We start from the raw sequence: 21,060 nt of genomic DNA on the forward strand, positions 1-21,060 counted from the left end.
TGGTCTTTTATTTTTTTATTTAATTGCTTATACTTCATATGGGAGCTCCTTTTAGTCGGGTGGGCTCCTTTTATTATACAAAAACAACCGCACCTTGGTGGTGCGGTTGAGATTTGAATTTAGGAAAGCTCTCACAATTCATTGTGAGAGCTTTTTAAATCTTAGTTATTAATTCCATTCATCCGTAACTTCGAAATGCATAGCACTATACTTCAAAATCTTGGGGTTCGGTGTTCTTTTTTTATGAGACTGTAAGTGCACATCACTTTTCTTAAAATTCATAAATGCTTCCTTATTTTCCCAAGTGAACGAGATGACTACCAAATCATAATCCGGATTACTTGAATTCAACCCCATTTCGATTGATTCAAATCCAGGTAATCCTTTAACAATTGAGTTTTCCATAAAATTTGTCATATGGGTTTGGCTATAATCCTTAGTAACTTCAAAGCGTTTAATTTCTTTGTATTTATGTTGCATCATTGATCCTCCAATTATTTGATCATAGTAATTATTATTTCATCTTTTAATCTGTAAATGCCAAGGTAAATCGCTTGACCTTTTCACCTATGTGAGATATTATATCAATGCACTCAACGTGCACAGTTTATTACACACACATGCTAGAAAGCCCTGGATCCCCATCCAGGGCTTTCTGTATATTATTCGTCTGAAAGATTATCGAAATAACCTTGGACAAACACGATTGGGGTTCCTTTGTCACCCGAACCACTTGTGAGATCACAGAGTGACCCAACGAGGTCTACGATACGACGTGGTGTCGTTCCCTGTGCAGCCATTTGGCCAACAAGGTCATCGCCTTTTTCTTTGATTGAAGCTTCGATAGCTTCTTTAAGAGCCTCACCTGTTAAGTCTTTAAAATCATTGTCTGCCAAATACTTGAGTTTCAATTCATTGGGTGTTCCCTCAAGGCCTTTTGTATATGCAGGAGCAACCGTTGGATCGGCTAGTTCCCAAATTTTTCCCATTGGGTCTTTAAATGCGCCATCCCCATAAACCATAACTTCTACATGTTTCCCAGTTGCTTCAAGCATCCGTTTTTGGATGTCTTCAACGAGTCCAAAACTATTGTGTGGGAATAACTTGACAGAATCTTCTGTTGATTTGTTTGATCCTAAAAGACCAAACTCAGCATTATAACCACTTCCATCAACGCTCTCGGTTAAGATATCGTCCAAACCAAGCACAAGCTCTGCACCTTCACGTTTTAAGATACGTTTAGTACGTGCACGTGAGTGAATATCACAAGCCAAAACATGCTTTGTATAATTTAAAATGGTTTCACAGCGGTTTGAGAAGATAATTTCAACTTCGGCACCTTCTGCTTCAATTATTTCACCGTAATAGGCTACATAATCCACACCTGTGAATGAGTGTTTATTCTCGCCAAATAATGCGCGGTATTGCTCTAATGTTAAAACATCACTATAAGGGTTTACACCTGCTTCATCCAATTGATCTAAAGTAACTAATTCGTTACCGACTTCATCGGATGGAAAACTGAGCATAAGCACAACTTTCTTAACTCCTTGTGCAACGCCTTTGAGTAACATTGAAAAACGGTTTCGTGATAAGATTGGAAAAATTACTCCAATTGTATCTGTTCCAAACTTGGTTCGGATATCCTTTGCAATCGCATCTACATTAGCGTAGTTACCTTGAGCACGCGCTACAATTGATTCGGTCATCGCAATAATATCACGATCACGAACCTCAAAATTATCACTCTTGCTTGCTTCGAGGATGCTTTGTGTTACGATCGACGCTAAGTCATCTCCTTCTCGAATAATTGGACCACGAATTCCACGTGAGACTGTACCAACTTTTCTTCCCATGTTAGTATACCTTCCTTTTCTTTTTTCATAGAAACAGTATTTATACTGAGAACAGATGTTCTTGTTCCTGTACTATTCTATCATGTGTGGGATTGATATGAAAGAACGACTTGTCGATGTAACAAATTTCATGATTTGGATACGCTTTCTTATCATTTTTTTTGCTTCAAGATGATTTTATAAATATTCCTTCTTTGTTTTATGGTTGTTAATGTGTCTATTGAGAAGTAATTCATTGATGAAAATCTATGAAACAATCGACTTCACGATGAAAAACTATCATTTCGCTTGACTATCTTTACATTAAGCGATATGGTTAATGAAATTGAATATAGAGGTAGCGGTGCATCAGAGTATGAAGTCGAGTAGGTATACGTTGACGCTTCAGAAAGGTAACCATCGCCGAATAGATTAATTAGACATAATTAACCTATGGGGTTAGTGAAAATATCACTATCACTCGATCCATTCGGATTGGCACTATGAAACTAAAACTCTAGCCAACCGCTAGAGTTTTTTTATTCCCCCAACCATCATTCAATTTGATAGGAGGATTACTATGAGAAGGATAGTAACAGTATTTGCTGTAATGCTTCTGGTATTAGTTGGTTGTGGTGTAAAACCAACAGATCGGGAAACATTTACAGTTGGGATGGAGTGTGGTTATGCACCGTATAACTGGACTCAATCAGAATCAAATGATTCTGCAGTCGCAATTGATGGCAACCAGTTTTGTGAAGGATATGATGTCCAAATTGCAAAACGTGTGGCAGCATCAATGGATAAAGAATTGGTCATTCGTAAGACCAGTTGGGATGGATTGATCCTTTCCCTTCAAACCGGAGAGATTGATGCTATCATTGCGGGAATGTCTCCAACTGATGAGCGTAAAAAAGAAGTTGCGTTTAGCAATGTTTATTATCTCGATGATGAAACTGCATTTGGAATCGTCGTCAAACGGGACGGACCATTTAGTCAAGGAAAAACTATAAAAGACTTCGAAAATGCGCGTGTGTCTGCGCAAGTTGGTACATTCCACACTGAATTATTGGAACAACTTGAGAATATCGATGCAGCACAAGCCATGAAAGATTTCCCAACAATGACAGTTGCCTTGCAATCTGGAGAATTAGATGGATTTGTTGCTGATAGCGGTACTGGCGATCGTATCAATGCAACCAATAAAGACTTAATGTATATCCAATTAGATGGACCTGAGGGATATACGGTCACTGAATCAATGGCTGGAGTTGCTATTGGGCTTCGTAAAGATGATACCCAACTTCTTAGTGAAGTTAATGACGCACTTGCCCTTATTTCCCGTGACACACAAAAAGAGTTGATGAATACAGCGGTTAATGCTGGAGATTTCTCTACTGGAAATTTCTTTGAACAAGTAATGACAATTTTATCGCATAATTATCCAGCTTTAATACGGGGAACACTTACCACTATCGGGATTTCATTTACAGCAACATTGATTGGATTTATTATTGGACTTCTCGTTGCAATTTCACGAAATACGAAAGTTACAAATGCCATTGCCTCAGTCTATATTACCGTCTTCCGCGGAACTCCAATGATGGTACAAGCATTAGTCTTCTACTACGGAATTTCAATGATGTTTACAGGATTCCGTTGGTCCAACCTACCAATGGGTAACATCCTTGCGGGGATTATCATTGTAAGCATCAATACCGGTGCTTATATGGCTGAAACAATGCGAAGTGGTATACAGGCCATTGATGATGGCCAGTTTGAAGCAGCTAAGAGTCTTGGCTTTACACGCTGGGAAACAATGCGACACATTATCTTGCCACAAGCAATTCGAAATGCAATTCCAACATTGGGTAATGAATTAATCGTTAATGTTAAAGATACATCCGTTCTTAACGTTATTGCCGTTACTGAACTCTTCTTTGTTTCAAACGGAATTGCATCAACGACGTATCAAGTATTCCAAACATTCACGATCACGACTGTAATTTACTTAGTTCTAACTACATTCTTAACGTTACTGCTTCGCTTTATCGAATTAAAACTCGATAAGACAAAAACAGAAGCAAGTAGCTATCCATCATCAATTACTGATGGACAAAATATATAGAAAGCAGGAAATTTTATGACAGAAACACCATTGGTATCCATTCAAAATTTACATAAAAGTTTTGGATCCCTTGAGGTATTAAAAGGTGTCACGCTCGATGTAAATCGGGGTGATGTCGTATCCATTATTGGTTCATCAGGTTCAGGAAAATCAACGTTGTTACGATGCATTAACGATTTAGAGTCTTTTGATGATGGTGATGTCGCCATTGATGGAACCTCAATTCGTCAGTTAAAAGGACGTGAACTCAATACAAGCGTCGGGATTGTGTTTCAAAACTTCAATCTTTTCAATAATTTAACAGTTCTTGAGAACTGTGTTAAGCCGCAAATGGTTGTCTTAAACCGCACACGTGAAGCCGCTGAGGAAACAGCCTTAGATTTACTTCGTAAAGTTGGTATGGAACAGTTTGCCAATAAGAATGCCATTCAATTATCGGGTGGACAGAAACAACGGGTTGCGATTGCCCGCGCTCTAGCAATGAATCCAAAAGTATTGTTGTTTGATGAACCGACAAGTGCTCTTGATCCAGAGATGGTTGGTGAAGTATTACAAGTCATGAAAGATCTTGCTAATGAATCACTAACCATGATCGTTGTCACCCATGAAATGGGGTTTGCGCGGGATGTTTCGTCACACGTCGTCTTTATGGACAATGGTGTTGTGCTTGAATCCGGAACCCCTGAAGCAATTTTCAACAACCCTCAAGAAGTACGTACACAAGCATTTTTAGCAAGATATAGAAACCAAGGAGCTCAATAATGACACATTCAAATATCAAAAAATACGCACATCAATTTTTACCAGCAATGCAAGAGGCACGTCGCTTCTTCCACCAAAACCCCGAACTTGCACACGAAGAATATGAAACTCAAAAATATGTACAACAAACACTTGATGCTTTAGGAATCGAAAATCATCAATTATTTGGTACTGGTGTCGTTGGACTTATTCAAGGTGCACACCCAGGAAAAACAGTCTTACTTCGCGCAGATATGGATGCTTTACCAATCCATGAAGAAGCAGACGTTCCCTACCGTTCAGGTATTGATGGAAAAATGCATGCGTGTGGCCACGATGGTCATACCGCCGGTCTTTTAGGAGCAGCTATGATTCTAAATGAAATGAAAGATTCAATTCATGGCAATGTTAAGCTGATGTTTCAACCTGCTGAGGAAACAGATGGTGGTGCACAACCGATGATTGATGAAGGAATACTTCTAAATCCAAACGTTGATGCAGCATTTGGTTTACATCTTGCAGGTGACGTAGAACATGGAAAACTTCAAGTCCGTTATGGTGCTATGTATGGAGCACCTGATGAATTTGAAATCGTAATTCGTGGACGTGGTGGTCATGCCGCCAGTCCAGAACAAACGATTGATCCAATCAGTATTGCGGTGCAGTTTATTCAAAACGCACAGCATATCCTTACACGCCGTATTGATCCGGTTAAGCCTGCCGTCATCTCATTCACAAAAATACATGCTGGTGATGGCCTAAATGTTATTCCAGAAGTATGTCACATTGGCGGAACAATTCGAACATTGTATCCAGATACACGTGCAATTGTGTCAGAAATGTTGGAACAAACTTTAAATGCATCTTGTGAGCTACACGGAGCAACATATGAATTTAGTTTCTTACCTTCTTATCCACCGTTAATTAACAATCAAGAAATGACTGCTTTAGTTCAGGATAGCTTGAGTGGGTACTTTGGTGCTGATCAGGTTATTGAAAAAGAGTTCCCAACTCTGGGTGCTGAGGACTTCGCTTTCTTAACACTCGCAGTACCCGCGTCTTATTATAATGTCGGTATCAACCGCGAAGGCTATGATGAGCCAGTTCATCACCATCCAAAATTTGTTTGGGATGATGAAGTTTTGGAAGTCACAAGCGCTTCTTTAGCAACTGTAGCATTAGATTTCTTAAATCAGTAATTAAAAAGGGAAAGCGATTTATTCGCCTTCCCTTTTAATTTTCGTATACAACATCTTGATATATTGATGTTTTGGTAAAAATGATGCCTGCGATTGCAACAACCACCAACACGCCAATAGTGATCAAATAAGGGGTGTTAGAGATTATTGATGATGACACTTGAACACCGAGCCGGGAAATCATTGATTTTGTGATCATGGTTGCAACAATATATGTCGGATACAACAGAATTGCTGAAGCGATTGATGCACCCACGATGTATGGAATCCAGAAATAATGACGTTCTAACACAAAGAGTAGCACCATCAATGCTATCAGAACACCTGTAGCAACACCAATAAGAAGGGGACTATTCGAATTAAACCAACGGGTTAATTCAAGCACTTGCTGTTGGCGCGGCGTTAGATTTTTGGTTACTTCAGTCAGAACCGTCTCATATACCGTTTGTACATCATACCCCACAAGTACGGATTCCATTTCAGTTCGAATCGTTTCTGTCGTAATGGTTTGACCGGTAATTGCTTCGATTTCTTTCGAATAATTTCCAATAATCGCACTCATATCATCCAGAAGTTCTTTTTCATTAAAAGAAGATGTTCCATTTAGAATATCTTGGTACGCACCACCGATTTGTTGGTTAATGGCTGCCTCAATTTCAGGGTCTTTGGAAATTTGTTCAACAACCTGCGTGACTGTATCTCGGTACTCAACTGGGACATTTTGAAAGATTGGTTCAATGAGCTTAGTTGGTTCAAGCTTTTCGACAATTTCAGTTGTTGGAAACATCGTTTCTGGATTCTGAACAAGACTCTGTGCCGCCACTAGATTTACAAGTGCAACTGTCGTAATGACCATGATCATAACAATAAATATACTCAGTGCTTTTTTCATAGGATACTCCTCTAGATTGTTAATTCCATTTGGTATTGATACGTATAGGCACGAAATCCTAGTGTTTCCAACAACTCGATAACATCTTCAGCATACGTTTCAATATTGTTAATGGTTAGTGTTTCATACATATTTGATGCGTTAAATAGTAATGCTTGCAATTGGTCCGGATGGGTATAACCAAAATGACGCACGGATCCATTGTTGAGAACCGCAATAAAAGCAACGATTTCAGCATTTTCTTGAATCGTGTAAATATTTTGATTTTGCGGTGTTCCAATATAATTAGCAAATGATGGATGATGATTCTCAAGATGACGCAAGGATGATACATCCGACCCAAAATCCAAATTCACTTCATACGGAGTCGTAGGTTTTGTCTTTACACTCCCTTTGTAGCAGTTGTAAGTCGCTGTGACTTCAAATCCATTTTTCTTATAAGTTTTAATGGCATTGTCATTATCATTGAGAACTTCTAATTGATAGGTATCGATGCCAAACATATTGAAATAACTCAATGCTGCTTCAAACATCATCGTATACAGCCCTTGCTTTCGATAACGAGGAACGATTCCGGTTATCACATTGTAAGCTACTGCACCGTTCAAGGCATGGATTACAAAGCCAACAAGTTCTTCTTCATCGTAGACTCCGAATGAATAATCTAAATTGGTATTCACACCTTCAAGTTTTGTTTTGAGTGTATCTGAAGTGAATTCCATGGGTACTGGGTAATCTTGAAACGCTTCATTGATGGTTTTTACAAGTGATTCAAACTTCACATCACTTAACTGTTTTACTGCAATCATTCTTCTACCTCACATTTTATTTATTTTACCATACCGGTCTATTTTTTCATAATTTATAACTCTTCGATACTGTAAAAAAGAATCTCTTACGAGATTCTTTGAAAGCTATGATTTTCTTCGACGTTTTGAAATCATGACGATTCCAATTCCACCAAGAAGTATGATGCTACCATACATCATAACCGTATTACTAATTCCTGTTTTTGGTAGTTCTGTTACCTCACCTGGGTTCGTAGGTTCGACAGGGGTTACAGGATTCACCGGATCGACTGGATCCGTGGAATTAATAACTGTTACAGTGAGTACTTTTGTTGTCAGTACCTGAAGGTCGTGCGAGAGGATAGACGCTGTAACCACGACATCTCCTGTCACATTATCCAACAACAGGTTCTTGACATCAAGTGTCACAGGCATCGTATGAGTACCGGTAACCTCACTTGTTACAACACCTTCAATCGTAAGTGTTGTCGCAAGATATGACTCAAGACTGCCGTCTTTAATGAGTTCCTGAAGCTTCGCTTTTGAAAGTGATGTTTTACTATCATTCATTTTAATAGCATATACGCGTGTACTGTCGTAAATCAGGACTGGAATTGTCTTTGTTGAATTTGATGCCCCATAGTCAACGTTTACAACAACTTCAACACTTCCTTCTTGCACAGCATTCTTGATATTATCTAAATCCATGACGACACGATCCGTAATATCTTCGTTAACTGTGACTGTTCCATTTGGTAATGTTTCGCGATATTCTGCCTTCACAAAATCACTTGGAACAACTTGCTGACGATCTTTCAAATCAACGGAGTGTTTAAGATCGGTAATGATAATTTCTCGAACTGTATTTTCTTGTTCAATATACTTTCGAGAGATGTCATTGATACCTGTACGCATGCGTTGCACTTCAGCATCAATGAAATCTTTATCAGCTTGACTTGATGCTACTGCTGCACCATAACCGTTTCCTTTTCCATAACGACGACCAATTGATTGAATTAATGTATCAATTTCTTCGGACAACGTTGGATCAAGACTCTTTAGGTAACGCGCTTTCGTGACATCACGTGTCCCTTCTTTAAGTTTTTCGTAACGTGGTGTTGTATAGGGTACTGTTGAATCTTGACCTTTTTCTCTTGGATATACAAAGAATGGGTCACCACTCTCCCAATACCAGTGGCTAATATCTTCCAGTGGATTTGCGACCCAAGCATCAAATGCCCATCGCATAAATCCATCCACACCATGAGACTCTGCATACCACATTATCCAAGCACTCTCACCAGGATTACTGAATGCAAAGCTACTTGGGTAGTCTCCAACACAGGTATAGATAGTAGTTGTTAGACCTAAACTACGTCGATGTTCAGAGAGTTCTCGAAGTTCGTTACTATCGTGATTCGTATGTCCAAGATTAATTGAAATATCATCAATCTTATCTAGAATATCTGCTGAGACTGAGTTATAGTTCATCGCTCCATGAATTTTTAATGTTTTACCATCTTTGTTTGGATGATTTTGAATAATATCGATGACTGGTTGCATTGTTGACAATGGGCGTTCGTCCATTGCAATGTATGTTTTTTCAAACCAACCTTTAGAATCTAAATGATCGACATAACTGACCAAAAATTCATCCCAAAGTTTATTCCAAAGCTCGGAACCTGGTGCAGGTTTTACTTGAACTTCTTTACCTTGCGCCTCATCAAAATAGAATATTCTATTTTCCCAAGGAATCATTGAAAAACTCTTAATATGTCTATCGATCCCAAGACTCATTGCCAATTCAACATACTTATCGAAGTGCTCATAATCAAAAGTCATGGTTCCGTCTACAGATTTCGTCCATTTAATCATGGATGGATATTTATCGGTTGTCTGTTGGTTCCATGGATCCTCAACAATCGTAACAGTGATGGTATCGCCACCACTTTCTTTGTATGATTTCAACTGATTGGTGAGTACTTCCATATGATATGGACCAAATAAATCTGCTTCTTCAATTCCGTAGTAGCGAGCAGATGTGTAAGGATATTGCCAAATATCCATTCCAAAATCGTATGCTTCAGTACTATTCAAGTCTGGGACAACTAAATCCAGAACTTCAAATGAATATGCTAATTCAATAGTTTCTGTCATTGAATCATCATTTAATTGAATGGTTCCCGTATAGATGCCTGGTTTCGTAGATTCCGGAATTTCAATTGAAACCCAAAGTGGCTGAACTCGCTCTGCTGCTACATTCATTGGTAAGGTTGTATGAATCACATCAGGAACCATCTCTTTGGGTCCAGTTGGCACACTTCCCCAATTAAAACCACGTCCAATATACGCATTTGTTTCTTTAAGTCCTTTTATTGATATGTTTTCGTTTGAAAATATATCTGTTCCATTTGAAAAGTCAGAAACTGTCGCATCAAGACCTTCAATTGCACTGTTTCGTGTCGTTACAACGATTGATGATGATAGCACATCATTACGCCATGCTGTATCATGATATGACTTATTCGTTCTATTTTTTATTGCATTGTAATCACTTTGTAAGTAATGACGGTTACTGTCTCCTACGAAAGCATTGAATGTACGTGTATCATGAATAATTTCGTATGTAGCCGATTTGGTCAAATCCGTGTTCGGAATAGTTGCTGTAATTGTTACTGTTCCTGGTGCGACTCCTGTCACTTTCCCTTGGGCATCGACCGTTGCAATTTCAGGATTTGAAGTTTCCCACTCGATTGTCTTATTAGTTGCATAGAATGGCTTTACAGTAGCATCTACAATCTCAGTTTGGCCTTTATCAAGAACTTCGTTGCTTTGAATTAAATCAAGTGATTCTGGATTGATGGCTTTATGATAAACTCTAAAAAAGTCAATCTCGCCACTATTTGCACTTGCTTTTGGGTTTTTATCCCCTGTTACTGTAAGTTTTAATGTATGAGGACCTTCATCCAAGTCTGCGATGGTTCCCAGTACTTGTTGATCCATTTTTGTTGACGCGTAAGCATCAAAACGGACAGGCTCTGAACCATCGACTTGTACTTCATAGATTCCATGATTCGGTGCTTTGGTCGCAACAACATCAATTTTATTTCCAATAAAATTAACTTCTAAATACGGTTTGTCACCTGGTTTAAGATTAACCCAATGCTCATCACCATTACTAAAACGATCAGGATAACCTGTACTCTTTGACCAACCTCCAGTATATTTCACTTGGAATTGTCCCTCACCAATTGATGAATCTTCTATTTTAGTTTCAAAATCGGTAATGGCTTCTGCATGCAAATCATTTGTTACAAACGGAAAAATTGCTAAGCATAGTAAAACTACTAAAAACTTTTGAATTCTTTTTATCAACATATGTCCTCCCTATTAACACTTTATTGAATAAATAGTAATCAGTTTTTCCTCCTATAAGTCTTAGTATAACGGGGCAATGCACAAATGTAAGTGCTTTCTTATTTTTTATAAACAACGTGTTGATTTGTACAACGTTATTTATATCACAAAGAAAAGAGAGCATAACTCTCTTTTAGATTTCAATATTTTTGACATTAAGACGGCGTAAGAAATAGCGATCATGGCTGACAACAATGAGTGTCCCTTGATACTGCATGAGCACATCTTCAAGGATTTCACAGCTTTGAATATCAAGGTGATTTGTAGGCTCATCAAGAATAATCAAATTATGCTTACGATGCATTATTTCCATCAGTTTGATTCGAACCTTTTCACCTCCACTGAGGTACCGAATTGGTTTATAGACATCACTTTGGTAAAACCCAAACTGAGCAAGCATCCGGCGTGCATCAAATTCACTCATACTCAGCGACTGCTGCGTATAGCTTAATATCCGCTCATTTTCGTCTTCAAATACATGTTGTTGCGGTAGGTATCCAATTGATACACTTTCACCAATTTTCAGAGTTCCGCCCAATGCCGGAATCTCCCCCATTATCGTTTTTAAAAGCGTACTCTTTCCGGTACCGTTCGCACCTAAAAGTGCAACTCGCTCTTGCCAAAAAATATTCAGATTCTTCGAATTACCCAGAGGATGCGTATATCCAACATCAAGCGCTTGAGCAACAAGAACTTGTTTACCACTTCGATTATTCAGTTCAAAGCTCAAGTTCAATTTCCGTTCCAGTTCTTCTGGCCTTGGCAGTTTTTCCATTTTTTCGAGGCGTTTCTCAATTGCTTTCGCGCGTTTGAAGAAATCCTCATTATCACTTTCATGACCCCATTGACGATAACGGCGTATTGCAAGTTTGAGTTTTTGAATAATTTTTTGCTGTGCCTCATAATCCAAAACCAACCGAGCAAAGCGTTCTTTCTTTTGAATTTGGAACTGATCATAATTGCCATGATAGGTTACGATACTTCCGTCTTCAATATCATGAATTACATCAACAACTTGATTTAGGAATTCTCGGTCATGGGACACAATAATTAGTGTCTTACGTAGTGATTTGCAATAGTTTTCAAGCCATTGGATGCCATCGTAATCAAGATGGTTTGTTGGTTCATCCAAACAGAGCACCTCTACATTTGAGACCAATAGTTTAACGAGTTCTATTCGAGTTTTTTGGCCCCCACTAAGCTCATTATAGTCTTGTTCCAAAGCATTACTAATAGCAAGACCCGTCGCGATTCGTTGAATATCATTGCCGACTTGATAACCACCTCGCACTTCAAATTGGTGGGTTACTTTTTCGTATTTTTCGAGATCTGACTCAAGATCATCACTGGTTGCGAATCCTTGCTCAAGGGTTTGCATTCTTCGTTCTAACTCCTGAAGTTCACCAAATTGTTCCATAACATATGCATGGGCTGTACCCTCAAAGACTGGGAATTGTTGATTCATATACCCAACTTTGATATCTTTTGGTACGATACGTTGACCTTCTTGATAGTTCTCAAGGCCTGCAATTATTTTAAGGAGTGTGGATTTCCCACTTCCATTTTCACCGACAATCGCGATATGATCGCCTAATTTTACTTCGAGGTCACATGCCTCAAGAATTGCTTCATCAGCATAGATTTTTGTTATATTATTTAAGTTTATTTTCATATTTATCCTTCTTTCTTAAAGAAGGGTAAGAAAAAAGCCTAGCGTAAACTAGGCCATGATAATGACTGTTCTTACACTTCTTTCAATTAAATTGGACGCACTTGTCCCTTTGTTATTGAAAGAGTTGTAAAAGTAACTGTACGACTAAAAGCATCAAAGTACTTGATGGGATCATTATTGTTACTAATATTTTTAATCATACAGATGGACACAGTCATCACCTCCTTATTTTTTTATAGTTTATCACGAAATCTGATTAATGTAAATATTACTCAAAAACCTCTGCTAGAATATCATCTCGCATAGCATCGGCAACTTCCCCATGTTGTTCGTGAAGCATCCAAAGATACCCAAATGGGTCTTTGAACAACGAATTGCTTACACCATAATCCAACATCGGCGTTACAGCTTGTAATTCCACACACCCTCTCCTAAGCGCATTATGATGGGTTTGCATGATATTTGGTACTGTTACATTAAACCAAATTGTCGCTTGAATTTCTCCAGATGGTGCTATCAGACCGTACTCAGCATTTTCATCAAGCATATGAAACTTCATCCCATAGATTATGAAGATTGCTTCATTGCTGCCTTGAGGGAAATTGGTTACTTCGAGGATATCCACCTCGAAAATTTCTCGATATGTTTCCAGTGCATTCAAGCTATCTGATACAACAAAATTTATTTCGATATCTCGCATCATTGTCTGCCTCCTTTTCAAAATTATAGCATGGTATTTTTTTTGTTTCATCCTTGCAAACGCAAAAGGATGGCAATCACACCATCCTTTTGAATTACTATTATAGAGTTTCTACTTTTTTGGTCTGTAGAACGCCCAGATAGAAAGAGTTGTGGATCGCTCTGCGAGACCCAACAACGCATTAATGAAGAACTTCATTGCTCTCCTCCTTTGGTTTTAAAACAGCGCCAAATAAACGTGATGTAAATACCTCGGATAACGAAACATTATGCGTTTTCGTTTATCATTTCAACATTGAAATAGGATGTAGAAGCAATGACTAGGGTAACGACACTCGAGAAAACAGTTAGTTGAGATGGCGCGAGAATACTAGTTAATAAGAGTACACAGTTTAACACATAGAAGAAATAATCAAATTTATCACTGTGTTTCTCCGGGTCGTCATTTCCCAATACATTGGTATAGTATACAATTAAACAATTTAAGAGTACCAAATATATTCCCCAATACATTTGGACTTCTGCTGCAATCACATACGATAGTACCAGAGCAAGTAAGTACGTACCGAATGTCATGATGAAGCAGGACATAAATGTTTTTGCATGATAGCGATCACGTAGACTACGTGAAACAATGAATATCGAGAAGAAAATCATTGTTTCGGTAAATCTATGGATGGCAATCCCAAATCCTAAAATTGAAAGAAGTGTAATCGCATTAGAGATTACGACCTCTAATCCATACCGCAAATCCTCAATTTGGTTTGCTTCTATATAGCCTAATTTGCAAAACGATTTGCTTATCATTCGTGAAATGTATTCCATGGCATACCCCCACCGAATTTATAATACGTTTATTCATACTTTGTTTAAAGATTTTTTGTTTATATCGTCGTTTTTAAGGTTTAAGTTGTCATTTTATCCTTTGTTTATTTGAAAGTGGAATGAGTGCTTTGAATTGAAAGGTATCCCCTTCACTTGTAAACATAGCCCTACCGTTTAAAAATTTTACGGCGTCAAGGATGTTACCTACCCCGAGACCGACACGTTTTCCGGATTTGTTAATTGGCTTTCCATCTACCATTGTGACTGGGTGCGAGATTTTGTTCGCAATATATATTTTTATATACTGATGATTTTCACTAATCACAATTTGGATTTCTTTGGGATCATGTGCGTATAGCAGTGTTTCATTAATTGCATTATCCAGCGCATTTCCGAGTATAATTGTCAGTTTATCGTGCGGAATCGCAAAACGACCTTCATCATGACGCACCTTAAAGCGAATGTTCGGGTATGACGATATTTTTGAATTTAAGATTGCATTTATCGTTAGATTGTTGGTGTTAACATACGACTTAAGTTCTGGTAATGCATGAAGCGTCTGAATATATCGAAGGGATTCTTCATTCATGTCATTTTCAATGAAGCTTTGTAGTGTAATCAGGTGGTTCTTTAGGTCGTGTTTGAGCTTTGCAGTTTCAATTTTATCTTGGACACTTTGAATATATGCTTCATTTTTTTGATTGGCCTCAAATAAGGCTGATTCCATGAGCATTCGTTCATTCTTTTCCTTAAAGTATCGTGTAATTAATGCGAGGATGAGTGCAAAGCTTACAACATAAGTTAAGGTCATCAGGATAATAATATTTTCAATATGTGTTAGCGCATTGATAAACAAATAATCATACAAAAGTACAAGAACGATAAACGATACGCCTAGATATTGCGCAATGCCAATTAGATTTTCACGTCGGGTTTGAGTTGGTAACAGTGTTGTACTCAGCACAATCCCAATCATTAACATCACAAGCTTAATCATTAGTGCTACGACAACCCAAACACTAAATTGTTGTAACAGTTCGACATATGATATACCGAAAATCCATGATGCAAGGGACGTTACTAACAAAGTTACGATTCCGCTCAATACATAGTAACCAAAGACTGCGAAAACTCTTTTGGTATTGCTTCCTTCGAATAACACAAATGCGTAAGTGAGCATTAATAACAGCGAAAAAATTGTTCCTTCATTCGAATAAAGGGTATTCGTTGCAAAATACAATAAACCCGCGGTCAAGATCGCTACAACTGCTTTGAAAGGCGTCGGAATATCTTTTTTAGTTGCAAGCTTACCACAATAAAAATCTAACAAAATAATATCTACGAAGCACAACATGACTTCGATACCAGTTCGTAGGATGATGTCGAGTGTCATAGTGTATCTCCCAACATGAGATATTCAGTATAGACACGAATAATCTCTTTGTATCGCCCACGCGATATGCTAATCTCTTTATCAAATGAGCGCATTTCTAGGCTCTTGGATGAGACAGAATCAACATGAAGTAAATTGATAATTGTACCACTATTTGGCCGAACAAAAAAACGTGAATCCAAACGCTTGTAGATATCTGTCAAGGATGCATTGATAACTTTAATTTTATGTGATTCCGTGTAGACATAGGGGTGACGATCAATATATTCGATAATTATAATGTCATTGACATCTACTTGGATTTCTTTATTGTTTGTTTTAAGCGATATTTTCTTGCTTTTAGATTTAACAAATACATCGCGTATTTCCTCAATAGCTTGTAACAACTCGTGAACAACATCTTCTTTCATGATGTATTTATGAACATTCAGCCCAAAAGCATCTTTCATATAATGTACATAGGACGTTAGAAAGATTATTTTTGTTGCTTGTTCTGCCTGCTGGATTTGCTTGGCAAGCGATACGCCATCCATTCCAGGCATCTCTATATCTAAAATTACTAGGTTATAAATAATGAAAGGTGATCGATTAATATAGGCCTCTGATGACTCATATGTGTCAATTGTAGCAATATTAAGAGTATCCGATGATTCTGAAATTAACTGAAATACTTGATCTCTAAATAGTGGGTTATCATCAACAATCGCAATTTTAAACATTGAGCGCTCCTTCATCAATTCTGGTCAAGTTCTATTATTGTGAATATTATTTCACAGTTTGTTTTATTGTACCATATTTTGTCAAAATAGAGTATTTTCTCAAGGTTCTGTCTGTATATAAACTGTGCTATTTTCAAGAATCATTTGTCATTGCACGGATCGAATCTTTACGATATTATTGAATTAATAGAGATGCGAGGTTTTGATAATGTCTAATACTCCAAGAATTGGATATGCGAGTTTAAATATTGATACTCATGCACGGTTTCGAACCTGTCGTAAAGACGATCTTACGGAAACCCTACTCCGTGATTTAATTCGTGATAATTTGGCTACTTTGGATACGATGCTTGATTATAACATTAAGCACAACAATTACTTCTTTAGAATTTCTTCGTCACTCATCCCCTTTGGTTCATCACCTTTGAATATGCTCAATTGGTCTGATGAGTTTTCAGAGTATTTCACCAAACTTCGAACCAAAATACAAACACATCAAATACGTATCTCCTGCCACCCTGGACAATACACCGTGCTAAACGCTCAAAATGAAGCAGTAGTTGCTGCTTCCATTGACGATTTGAGATATCACGCACAACTTATGGAACTATTATCAGGGAATGCTAATCATAAAATAATTCTTCATGTTGGTGGCGTTTATGGCGATAAAGAAGCTGCGATGAATCGTTTCATCAATGTTTACAATCATCGTTTACCCGAAGTAATAAAAAAATATCTTGTGATCGAGAATGATGATCGTCTTTATACTGTGGCTGACATATTGTATCTCTCTGAAAAAACGGGAGTACCTTTAATCTATGATAACCTCCATCACCTTATTAACCCCTCTTTAGAAACGCTTGCACCTCAAGAAATTGTTGCTCAAGTAATTGGTACATGGAAAGAAAACGATGGAAAACCAAAAGTTCATTACAGTCAACAAGCCTACAACAAACGGCCCGGAGCACATACGGACACCATCAATCTCGAACAATTCATAGAAGACTATAAGTTATTATATTTACCATTTGACCTTGATATTATGTTGGAAGTCAAAGATAAGAATCGTTCATTTATGAAAGTAAATCAATACTTTCACCCATCTCAATTGGTATTGGAACAAGAGTGGGCTCGCTATAAGTATTTAATCATGTCTTACTCAACGCATGCGTACAACGAACTTCGGCTACTGTTTAGAGAAAATAAAATCGTTAATCCTGTAGCCTTTTATCGTGTTGTTGATCAAACACTAGCAGGTCCCACCACAATTGGAACTCAAATTAATGCTTTGGAACATGCGTGGGGATATTTTAAACATCACGCATCGACTTCAGAACAGAAACGTTTCTTCTCCTACTTGGACGCGTTAAGAGCGGAAACGGTTACGATTCAACCTATCACAAAATACCTGTATAAACTTGCCGTGAAGTATCAAAGTTCATATTTACGCGAATCTTACTTTTTAATCTCATCGACTACCTAATAATAAACTCAACAGATCCAAATCCCCCTTTAAGATCCGGCTCTGTTGAGTTTTTTATTGGTTTACCAGTATATCCTCAATGACTTTTCCATCTTTTAGCTTAATGCGATGATTACATTGTGATGCTATTCCTTCATCATGGGTCACAATAACAAGTGTCAATCCTTTTTGGTTTAGAGCTTTAAATATGTCCATTAAATTAGCACCATTCTCACTATCCAAGGCACCTGTAGGCTCATCAGCCAAGATGACATCCGGATCATTGATGAGAGCCCGTGCAATCGCGACACGTTGCCGTTCACCGCCTGAGAGTTCGTGAGGATATTTGTCAGCTTTCTCTTCCATTCCCAGTTGTTTCAAAATACCTAGCGCTTTCAATGCGTCTTTCTTACGCTTCATCGGTAGCAGGACATTTTTGAGTACAGTCATCGTTGATATTAGTCCAAAATTTTGCACGATGTATCCAATGTTTTTATTTCGATATGATGCCATTTGTTTATCTTTGAATGTGTCCATATTTTCTTGTTTAAATAAAATAGTCCCCTGTGTCAACGGAATAAGCCCTGCAAGTAGGTTCAAAAGTGTACTCTTTCCGGAACCAGATTTTCCTATGATTGCAACCATCTCACCTTTATTTATTGTTAGGTTAATGCCATCTAATGCTGTTCCTGTTGCAGCATTTTTACCATACACTTTTTCCAAGCGCCTCACTTCGTATATTTTCATAAACTGCCTTTCCTATCTTGCTATCGTTTTCCAGCAATGATTTTAGTAATCTCTAAGTTCTCGATTTTTCCCCACGCAAGATACCAAATACCAGCAATTATTGTTAGCGCAATAATGCTATTTGTGAGGATCCCTATTTGCGTTGCAGCACCCATTCCTGTCGTTATGAGCTGTGCAAGAAACAAACCCATCATAAGTTGTATTAGTTTTTTCATGATTAAGTGAATCGTAATCTGTTTTTTTTGAGTAACCAACGGTTTGCATAACTGCATACTTGTATTTACTTATTTCCAAATCGAGAAAGATAGAAATAAAGTAGCAAAGTAGCGCATAAAACATTGTGAATAGACCGATATATACCCAAACCATTGCATAGGAAAGCTTCGATTCTAAAGCCTCTGCAAGTTCTTTTTGCCCATCAATCGTTTTAAATGAAATTGGCGAAAAATTCATCGTTTGGAGTACTTGCTTAATTTGATTGTCAGATAAGTCATTGATGATTATATTTTTTAATATGTGATGATTTATTTCAAAATTCATGATTTGTATGTGTTTTGGATGAAACGGAATCACAATATCGTTATCGATAACTTCTGGTAGAAAATACTGAGGTGATGTAATTGTTTGATGTTGCTTCATAATCCCTACAACGACAAACTGCATCGTATCCTTCTCAAATGTCTGATTTATGGAAATATTTCTCCTCAAATTATATCCAACTAATACTGGAATTCTTCCATCTTCAAACTCATAGTCTTTTTCCATCAAACCCCTTCCAGCTACTACTTCTAAGTCATTGAACTCACCAACCAGTTTGCTCATCGATCGATATTTTTCTATGGACACTCTCAAGTTAAATTTTTCTTGATCAACTTGCTCAAAAAGTAGAACTAGTTGCTTCTCATGTTGATTGAGTAAATATTCTATCCGCGTTTTATACTGATTTAATTGAGTATCATTAAGTTTTTCAATATGACCTTCAAAGCTTTCATGTAATGCATCGTTTTCTATTGGGTCGAAATGAGTTAACGATTTACTCTTACTAAATGTCTGCTGCATTTGAAAATCAGTATATGCGTTTTGCATATTTATAACGAGAAACATAGTAAATGTCAGAGGAACTGCAATTTGAATTATACTCATGATACCTTCAAGCACTTTAACGCATCGATTCCTGTATTTGTTAATACCTACTGTGATATTAATGTATTCTTTTCTAACGCAAAAAAGTACTTTGATGTACGTTAAAATATGAATAATCAAAAAACTCAGAAATAATGCAACTAGAATGTTTATTTTCAAACTTCCGTAATGAAACCTGATTACCAAAGTACTTACTAAGTACGCACTTACGGTGATCCAACTAAGAGCAACGCTATGATATTGAACCTGCTCCAAAGTCGAATATCCAACAAGTCTAAGCACCTTTGTAATATCAGCATGATAGTAGATCCAGTATTTAATGACGAGGTTCAAAGCTACCACTCCTGTAGTTACCAATGCAATGACATTTATCAAGATAAATCCTTGTTCCAAAATGTAACTTTGCATCGTACATAGCTGTGGTGGTGTACTTTTTGATTGATGATAGCAGTGATCTTCAAAACTTGACATAATAACTTCGATAATGCAAATGAAGAGTATCGAGGTTATAAACTGATTTGCCCACATGAGTATCTTTAGTTTAATTGACTTATCAAAGTTCATTAATTATCTCCTAAGCTCTTTTCAAAAACTGGAAGTCATAATGTCTTTTTATCAGGTATGAAACCCCAGCTTCAATCTCCTTTCATCTGTTCTACTTTAAATATTCGTGAGATTATGATTTTCCTGCAATTACCCAATCACTGTATCACTTTTTTTAAAATGATTGACACTTTGATAATGAACGGCATATTTTTTTGTATAAAGGGTTATTTGAACAGCCGTTCGCACAAAAAAGGGTTACCTACGGGTAACCCAATTAAACTAAGCCTTTAAAACTATTTAGCTGCCCAAATATCGATTTCGATATTGATTTCTGGCAAACCAAGCGCGCTAATATATGCGATTGTCATGGAAGGATAATCGTAACTAAAGAATACATCCCATGTAGCATAGAAATGGTCCCAATCTATTTCCTTAACAGACCATATATTAACTTTTGTGATATCTTCAGGTGTAATGCTTTCATGATCGAGTAAATCGCGAATATTAGCGAACATCTGTTCTATTTCTTTTTTAAAATCAGTTGGTAGTGTTCCATCTTCTTGGACCCCAATTTGTCCTGAGAATACAATGGTGTCCAGACCTGCGGGAATACGCGTAATATGCGCGTACTTGCCGACTGGTTGATTTACATTATGTGGTGTTTTTCTTATTATTTTTTTCATAACTAGTCCTCTATTCTAATCCTGCTGAGTGCAATTTCGGCTTAGTTTGGACGCACTTATCCCATCTTAATGGGATTTTTCGAAGAAAACAGCAGTCATATTACTGATTCCAAATGATAAAGATAATTTATTGATACGTTTCATCAGCAACTCCTTCTGCATTTTCTGTAT

Annotated in this window: 17 protein-coding genes and 1 riboswitch; of the genes, 4 read left to right on the forward strand and 13 right to left on the reverse strand. The window is 37.4% G+C overall.

The window, feature by feature from the left end; all coding sequences use genetic code 11:
• Nucleotides 1-168: 168 nt before the first annotated feature.
• Both GVV20_RS05320 and GVV20_RS05325 read right to left on the reverse strand, forming a co-directional pair.
• Nucleotides 169-483, reverse strand: a complete 315-nt coding sequence (locus tag GVV20_RS05320) for an antibiotic biosynthesis monooxygenase family protein (RefSeq protein WP_159741709.1) — start codon at nt 481-483, stop codon at nt 169-171.
• Nucleotides 484-662: 179 nt separating this feature from the next.
• Nucleotides 663-1,856: a coenzyme F420-0:L-glutamate ligase gene (locus GVV20_RS05325; RefSeq protein WP_159812815.1), complete on the reverse strand. Its 1,194-nt coding sequence runs from the start codon at nt 1,854-1,856 to the stop codon at nt 663-665.
• Between the two features lie 324 nt (nt 1,857-2,180).
• Nucleotides 2,181-2,347: riboswitch (Lysine riboswitch) on the forward strand.
• A gap of 68 nt (nt 2,348-2,415) precedes the next feature.
• Between GVV20_RS05325 and GVV20_RS05330 the strand changes: the two genes are divergently transcribed.
• From GVV20_RS05330 to GVV20_RS05340, 3 genes are read left to right on the forward strand one after another with little or no spacing between them, the layout of a single operon-like run.
• The gene (locus GVV20_RS05330) at nt 2,416-3,963 is read left to right on the forward strand and encodes an ABC transporter substrate-binding protein/permease (RefSeq protein WP_159740386.1); all 1,548 of its coding nucleotides are present in this window, start codon (nt 2,416-2,418) and stop codon (nt 3,961-3,963) included.
• Between the two features lie 15 nt (nt 3,964-3,978).
• Nucleotides 3,979-4,725: an amino acid ABC transporter ATP-binding protein gene (locus GVV20_RS05335; RefSeq protein ID WP_159740387.1), complete on the forward strand. Its 747-nt coding sequence runs from the start codon at nt 3,979-3,981 to the stop codon at nt 4,723-4,725.
• Nucleotides 4,725-5,903: a M20 metallopeptidase family protein gene (locus tag GVV20_RS05340; RefSeq protein WP_159740388.1), complete on the forward strand. Its 1,179-nt coding sequence runs from the start codon at nt 4,725-4,727 to the stop codon at nt 5,901-5,903. The genes GVV20_RS05335 and GVV20_RS05340 overlap by 1 nt, the downstream gene beginning before the upstream one ends.
• A 34-nt stretch (nt 5,904-5,937) precedes the next feature.
• On the opposite strand, the gene GVV20_RS05345 is transcribed toward GVV20_RS05340, so the two are convergent.
• The 8 genes from GVV20_RS05345 to GVV20_RS05380 all read right to left on the reverse strand — a co-directional run bounded on the left by GVV20_RS05345 (nt 5,938) and on the right by GVV20_RS05380 (nt 16,308).
• A complete protein-coding gene (locus GVV20_RS05345; protein WP_159740389.1) occupies nt 5,938-6,795 on the reverse strand; it encodes a hypothetical protein in 858 nt (285 codons plus the stop codon).
• 11 nt (nt 6,796-6,806) lie between these two features.
• On the reverse strand, nt 6,807-7,604 hold the full coding sequence (locus GVV20_RS05350) for a GNAT family N-acetyltransferase (protein ID WP_159740390.1): 798 nt from the start codon (nt 7,602-7,604) through the stop codon (nt 6,807-6,809).
• A gap of 105 nt (nt 7,605-7,709) precedes the next feature.
• Nucleotides 7,710-10,961, reverse strand: coding sequence for a glycoside hydrolase domain-containing protein (locus tag GVV20_RS05355; protein ID WP_159740391.1), 3,252 nt, complete (start codon nt 10,959-10,961; stop codon nt 7,710-7,712).
• 172 nt (nt 10,962-11,133) lie between these two features.
• On the reverse strand, nt 11,134-12,672 hold the full coding sequence (gene abc-f / locus GVV20_RS05360) for a ribosomal protection-like ABC-F family protein (RefSeq protein ID WP_159740392.1): 1,539 nt from the start codon (nt 12,670-12,672) through the stop codon (nt 11,134-11,136).
• Nucleotides 12,673-12,940: 268 nt separating this feature from the next.
• Nucleotides 12,941-13,375: a VOC family protein gene (locus GVV20_RS05365; protein ID WP_201287535.1), complete on the reverse strand. Its 435-nt coding sequence runs from the start codon at nt 13,373-13,375 to the stop codon at nt 12,941-12,943.
• Nucleotides 13,376-13,638: 263 nt separating this feature from the next.
• Nucleotides 13,639-14,196: an accessory gene regulator B family protein gene (locus tag GVV20_RS05370; RefSeq protein WP_159740393.1), complete on the reverse strand. Its 558-nt coding sequence runs from the start codon at nt 14,194-14,196 to the stop codon at nt 13,639-13,641.
• A gap of 88 nt (nt 14,197-14,284) precedes the next feature.
• Nucleotides 14,285-15,589, reverse strand: a complete 1,305-nt coding sequence (locus tag GVV20_RS05375; RefSeq protein WP_159740394.1) for a GHKL domain-containing protein — start codon at nt 15,587-15,589, stop codon at nt 14,285-14,287.
• On the reverse strand, nt 15,586-16,308 hold the full coding sequence (locus GVV20_RS05380) for a LytR/AlgR family response regulator transcription factor (protein ID WP_159740395.1): 723 nt from the start codon (nt 16,306-16,308) through the stop codon (nt 15,586-15,588). The genes GVV20_RS05375 and GVV20_RS05380 overlap by 4 nt, the downstream gene beginning before the upstream one ends.
• 208 nt (nt 16,309-16,516) lie before the next feature.
• Here GVV20_RS05380 and uvsE point away from each other — a divergent pair, with 208 nt between their 5' ends.
• Nucleotides 16,517-17,791, forward strand: coding sequence for a UV DNA damage repair endonuclease UvsE (uvsE, locus tag GVV20_RS05385; protein WP_159740396.1), 1,275 nt, complete (start codon nt 16,517-16,519; stop codon nt 17,789-17,791).
• 54 nt (nt 17,792-17,845) lie between these two features.
• Here the strand turns inward: uvsE and GVV20_RS05390 are convergent, their stop codons facing one another.
• The 3 genes from GVV20_RS05390 to GVV20_RS05400 all read right to left on the reverse strand — a co-directional run bounded on the left by GVV20_RS05390 (nt 17,846) and on the right by GVV20_RS05400 (nt 20,889).
• The gene (locus tag GVV20_RS05390) at nt 17,846-18,517 is read right to left on the reverse strand and encodes an ABC transporter ATP-binding protein (RefSeq protein ID WP_159740397.1); all 672 of its coding nucleotides are present in this window, start codon (nt 18,515-18,517) and stop codon (nt 17,846-17,848) included.
• A 117-nt stretch (nt 18,518-18,634) separates the two neighbouring features.
• Nucleotides 18,635-20,224, reverse strand: a complete 1,590-nt coding sequence (locus GVV20_RS05395) for a hypothetical protein (RefSeq protein WP_250690173.1) — start codon at nt 20,222-20,224, stop codon at nt 18,635-18,637.
• A gap of 275 nt (nt 20,225-20,499) precedes the next feature.
• A complete protein-coding gene (locus tag GVV20_RS05400; RefSeq protein ID WP_159740399.1) occupies nt 20,500-20,889 on the reverse strand; it encodes a RidA family protein in 390 nt (129 codons plus the stop codon).
• Nucleotides 20,890-21,060: the final 171 nt, after the last annotated feature.

The organism is Erysipelothrix aquatica (genome assembly GCF_009828775.2).
In the GTDB taxonomy this organism is placed as follows: domain Bacteria; phylum Bacillota_I; class Bacilli_A; order Erysipelotrichales; family Erysipelotrichaceae; genus Erysipelothrix; species Erysipelothrix aquatica.

Excerpts from the sequence above, each read along its gene's own strand:
- GVV20_RS05325 (WP_159812815.1), bottom strand. The coding sequence starts at position 1,856 with ATGGGAAGAAAAGTTGGTACAGTCTCACGTGGAATTCGTGGTCCAATT.
- GVV20_RS05390 (WP_159740397.1), bottom strand. The coding sequence starts at position 18,517 with ATGAAAATATACGAAGTGAGGCGCTTGGAAAAAGTGTATGGTAAAAAT.
- GVV20_RS05395 (WP_250690173.1), bottom strand. The coding sequence starts at position 20,224 with ATGAACTTTGATAAGTCAATTAAACTAAAGATACTCATGTGGGCAAAT.
- GVV20_RS05345 (WP_159740389.1), bottom strand. The coding sequence starts at position 6,795 with ATGAAAAAAGCACTGAGTATATTTATTGTTATGATCATGGTCATTACG.
- uvsE (WP_159740396.1), top strand. The coding sequence starts at position 16,517 with ATGTCTAATACTCCAAGAATTGGATATGCGAGTTTAAATATTGATACT.
- GVV20_RS05370 (WP_159740393.1), bottom strand. The coding sequence starts at position 14,196 with ATGGAATACATTTCACGAATGATAAGCAAATCGTTTTGCAAATTAGGC.
- GVV20_RS05320 (WP_159741709.1), bottom strand. The coding sequence starts at position 483 with ATGATGCAACATAAATACAAAGAAATTAAACGCTTTGAAGTTACTAAG.
- GVV20_RS05350 (WP_159740390.1), bottom strand. The coding sequence starts at position 7,604 with ATGATTGCAGTAAAACAGTTAAGTGATGTGAAGTTTGAATCACTTGTA.
- GVV20_RS05380 (WP_159740395.1), bottom strand. The coding sequence starts at position 16,308 with ATGTTTAAAATTGCGATTGTTGATGATAACCCACTATTTAGAGATCAA.
- abc-f (WP_159740392.1), bottom strand. The coding sequence starts at position 12,672 with ATGAAAATAAACTTAAATAATATAACAAAAATCTATGCTGATGAAGCA.
- GVV20_RS05400 (WP_159740399.1), bottom strand. The coding sequence starts at position 20,889 with ATGAAAAAAATAATAAGAAAAACACCACATAATGTAAATCAACCAGTC.
- GVV20_RS05365 (WP_201287535.1), bottom strand. The coding sequence starts at position 13,375 with ATGATGCGAGATATCGAAATAAATTTTGTTGTATCAGATAGCTTGAAT.
- GVV20_RS05355 (WP_159740391.1), bottom strand. The coding sequence starts at position 10,961 with ATGTTGATAAAAAGAATTCAAAAGTTTTTAGTAGTTTTACTATGCTTA.
- GVV20_RS05335 (WP_159740387.1), top strand. The coding sequence starts at position 3,979 with ATGACAGAAACACCATTGGTATCCATTCAAAATTTACATAAAAGTTTT.
- GVV20_RS05375 (WP_159740394.1), bottom strand. The coding sequence starts at position 15,589 with ATGACACTCGACATCATCCTACGAACTGGTATCGAAGTCATGTTGTGC.
- GVV20_RS05330 (WP_159740386.1), top strand. The coding sequence starts at position 2,416 with ATGAGAAGGATAGTAACAGTATTTGCTGTAATGCTTCTGGTATTAGTT.
- GVV20_RS05340 (WP_159740388.1), top strand. The coding sequence starts at position 4,725 with ATGACACATTCAAATATCAAAAAATACGCACATCAATTTTTACCAGCA.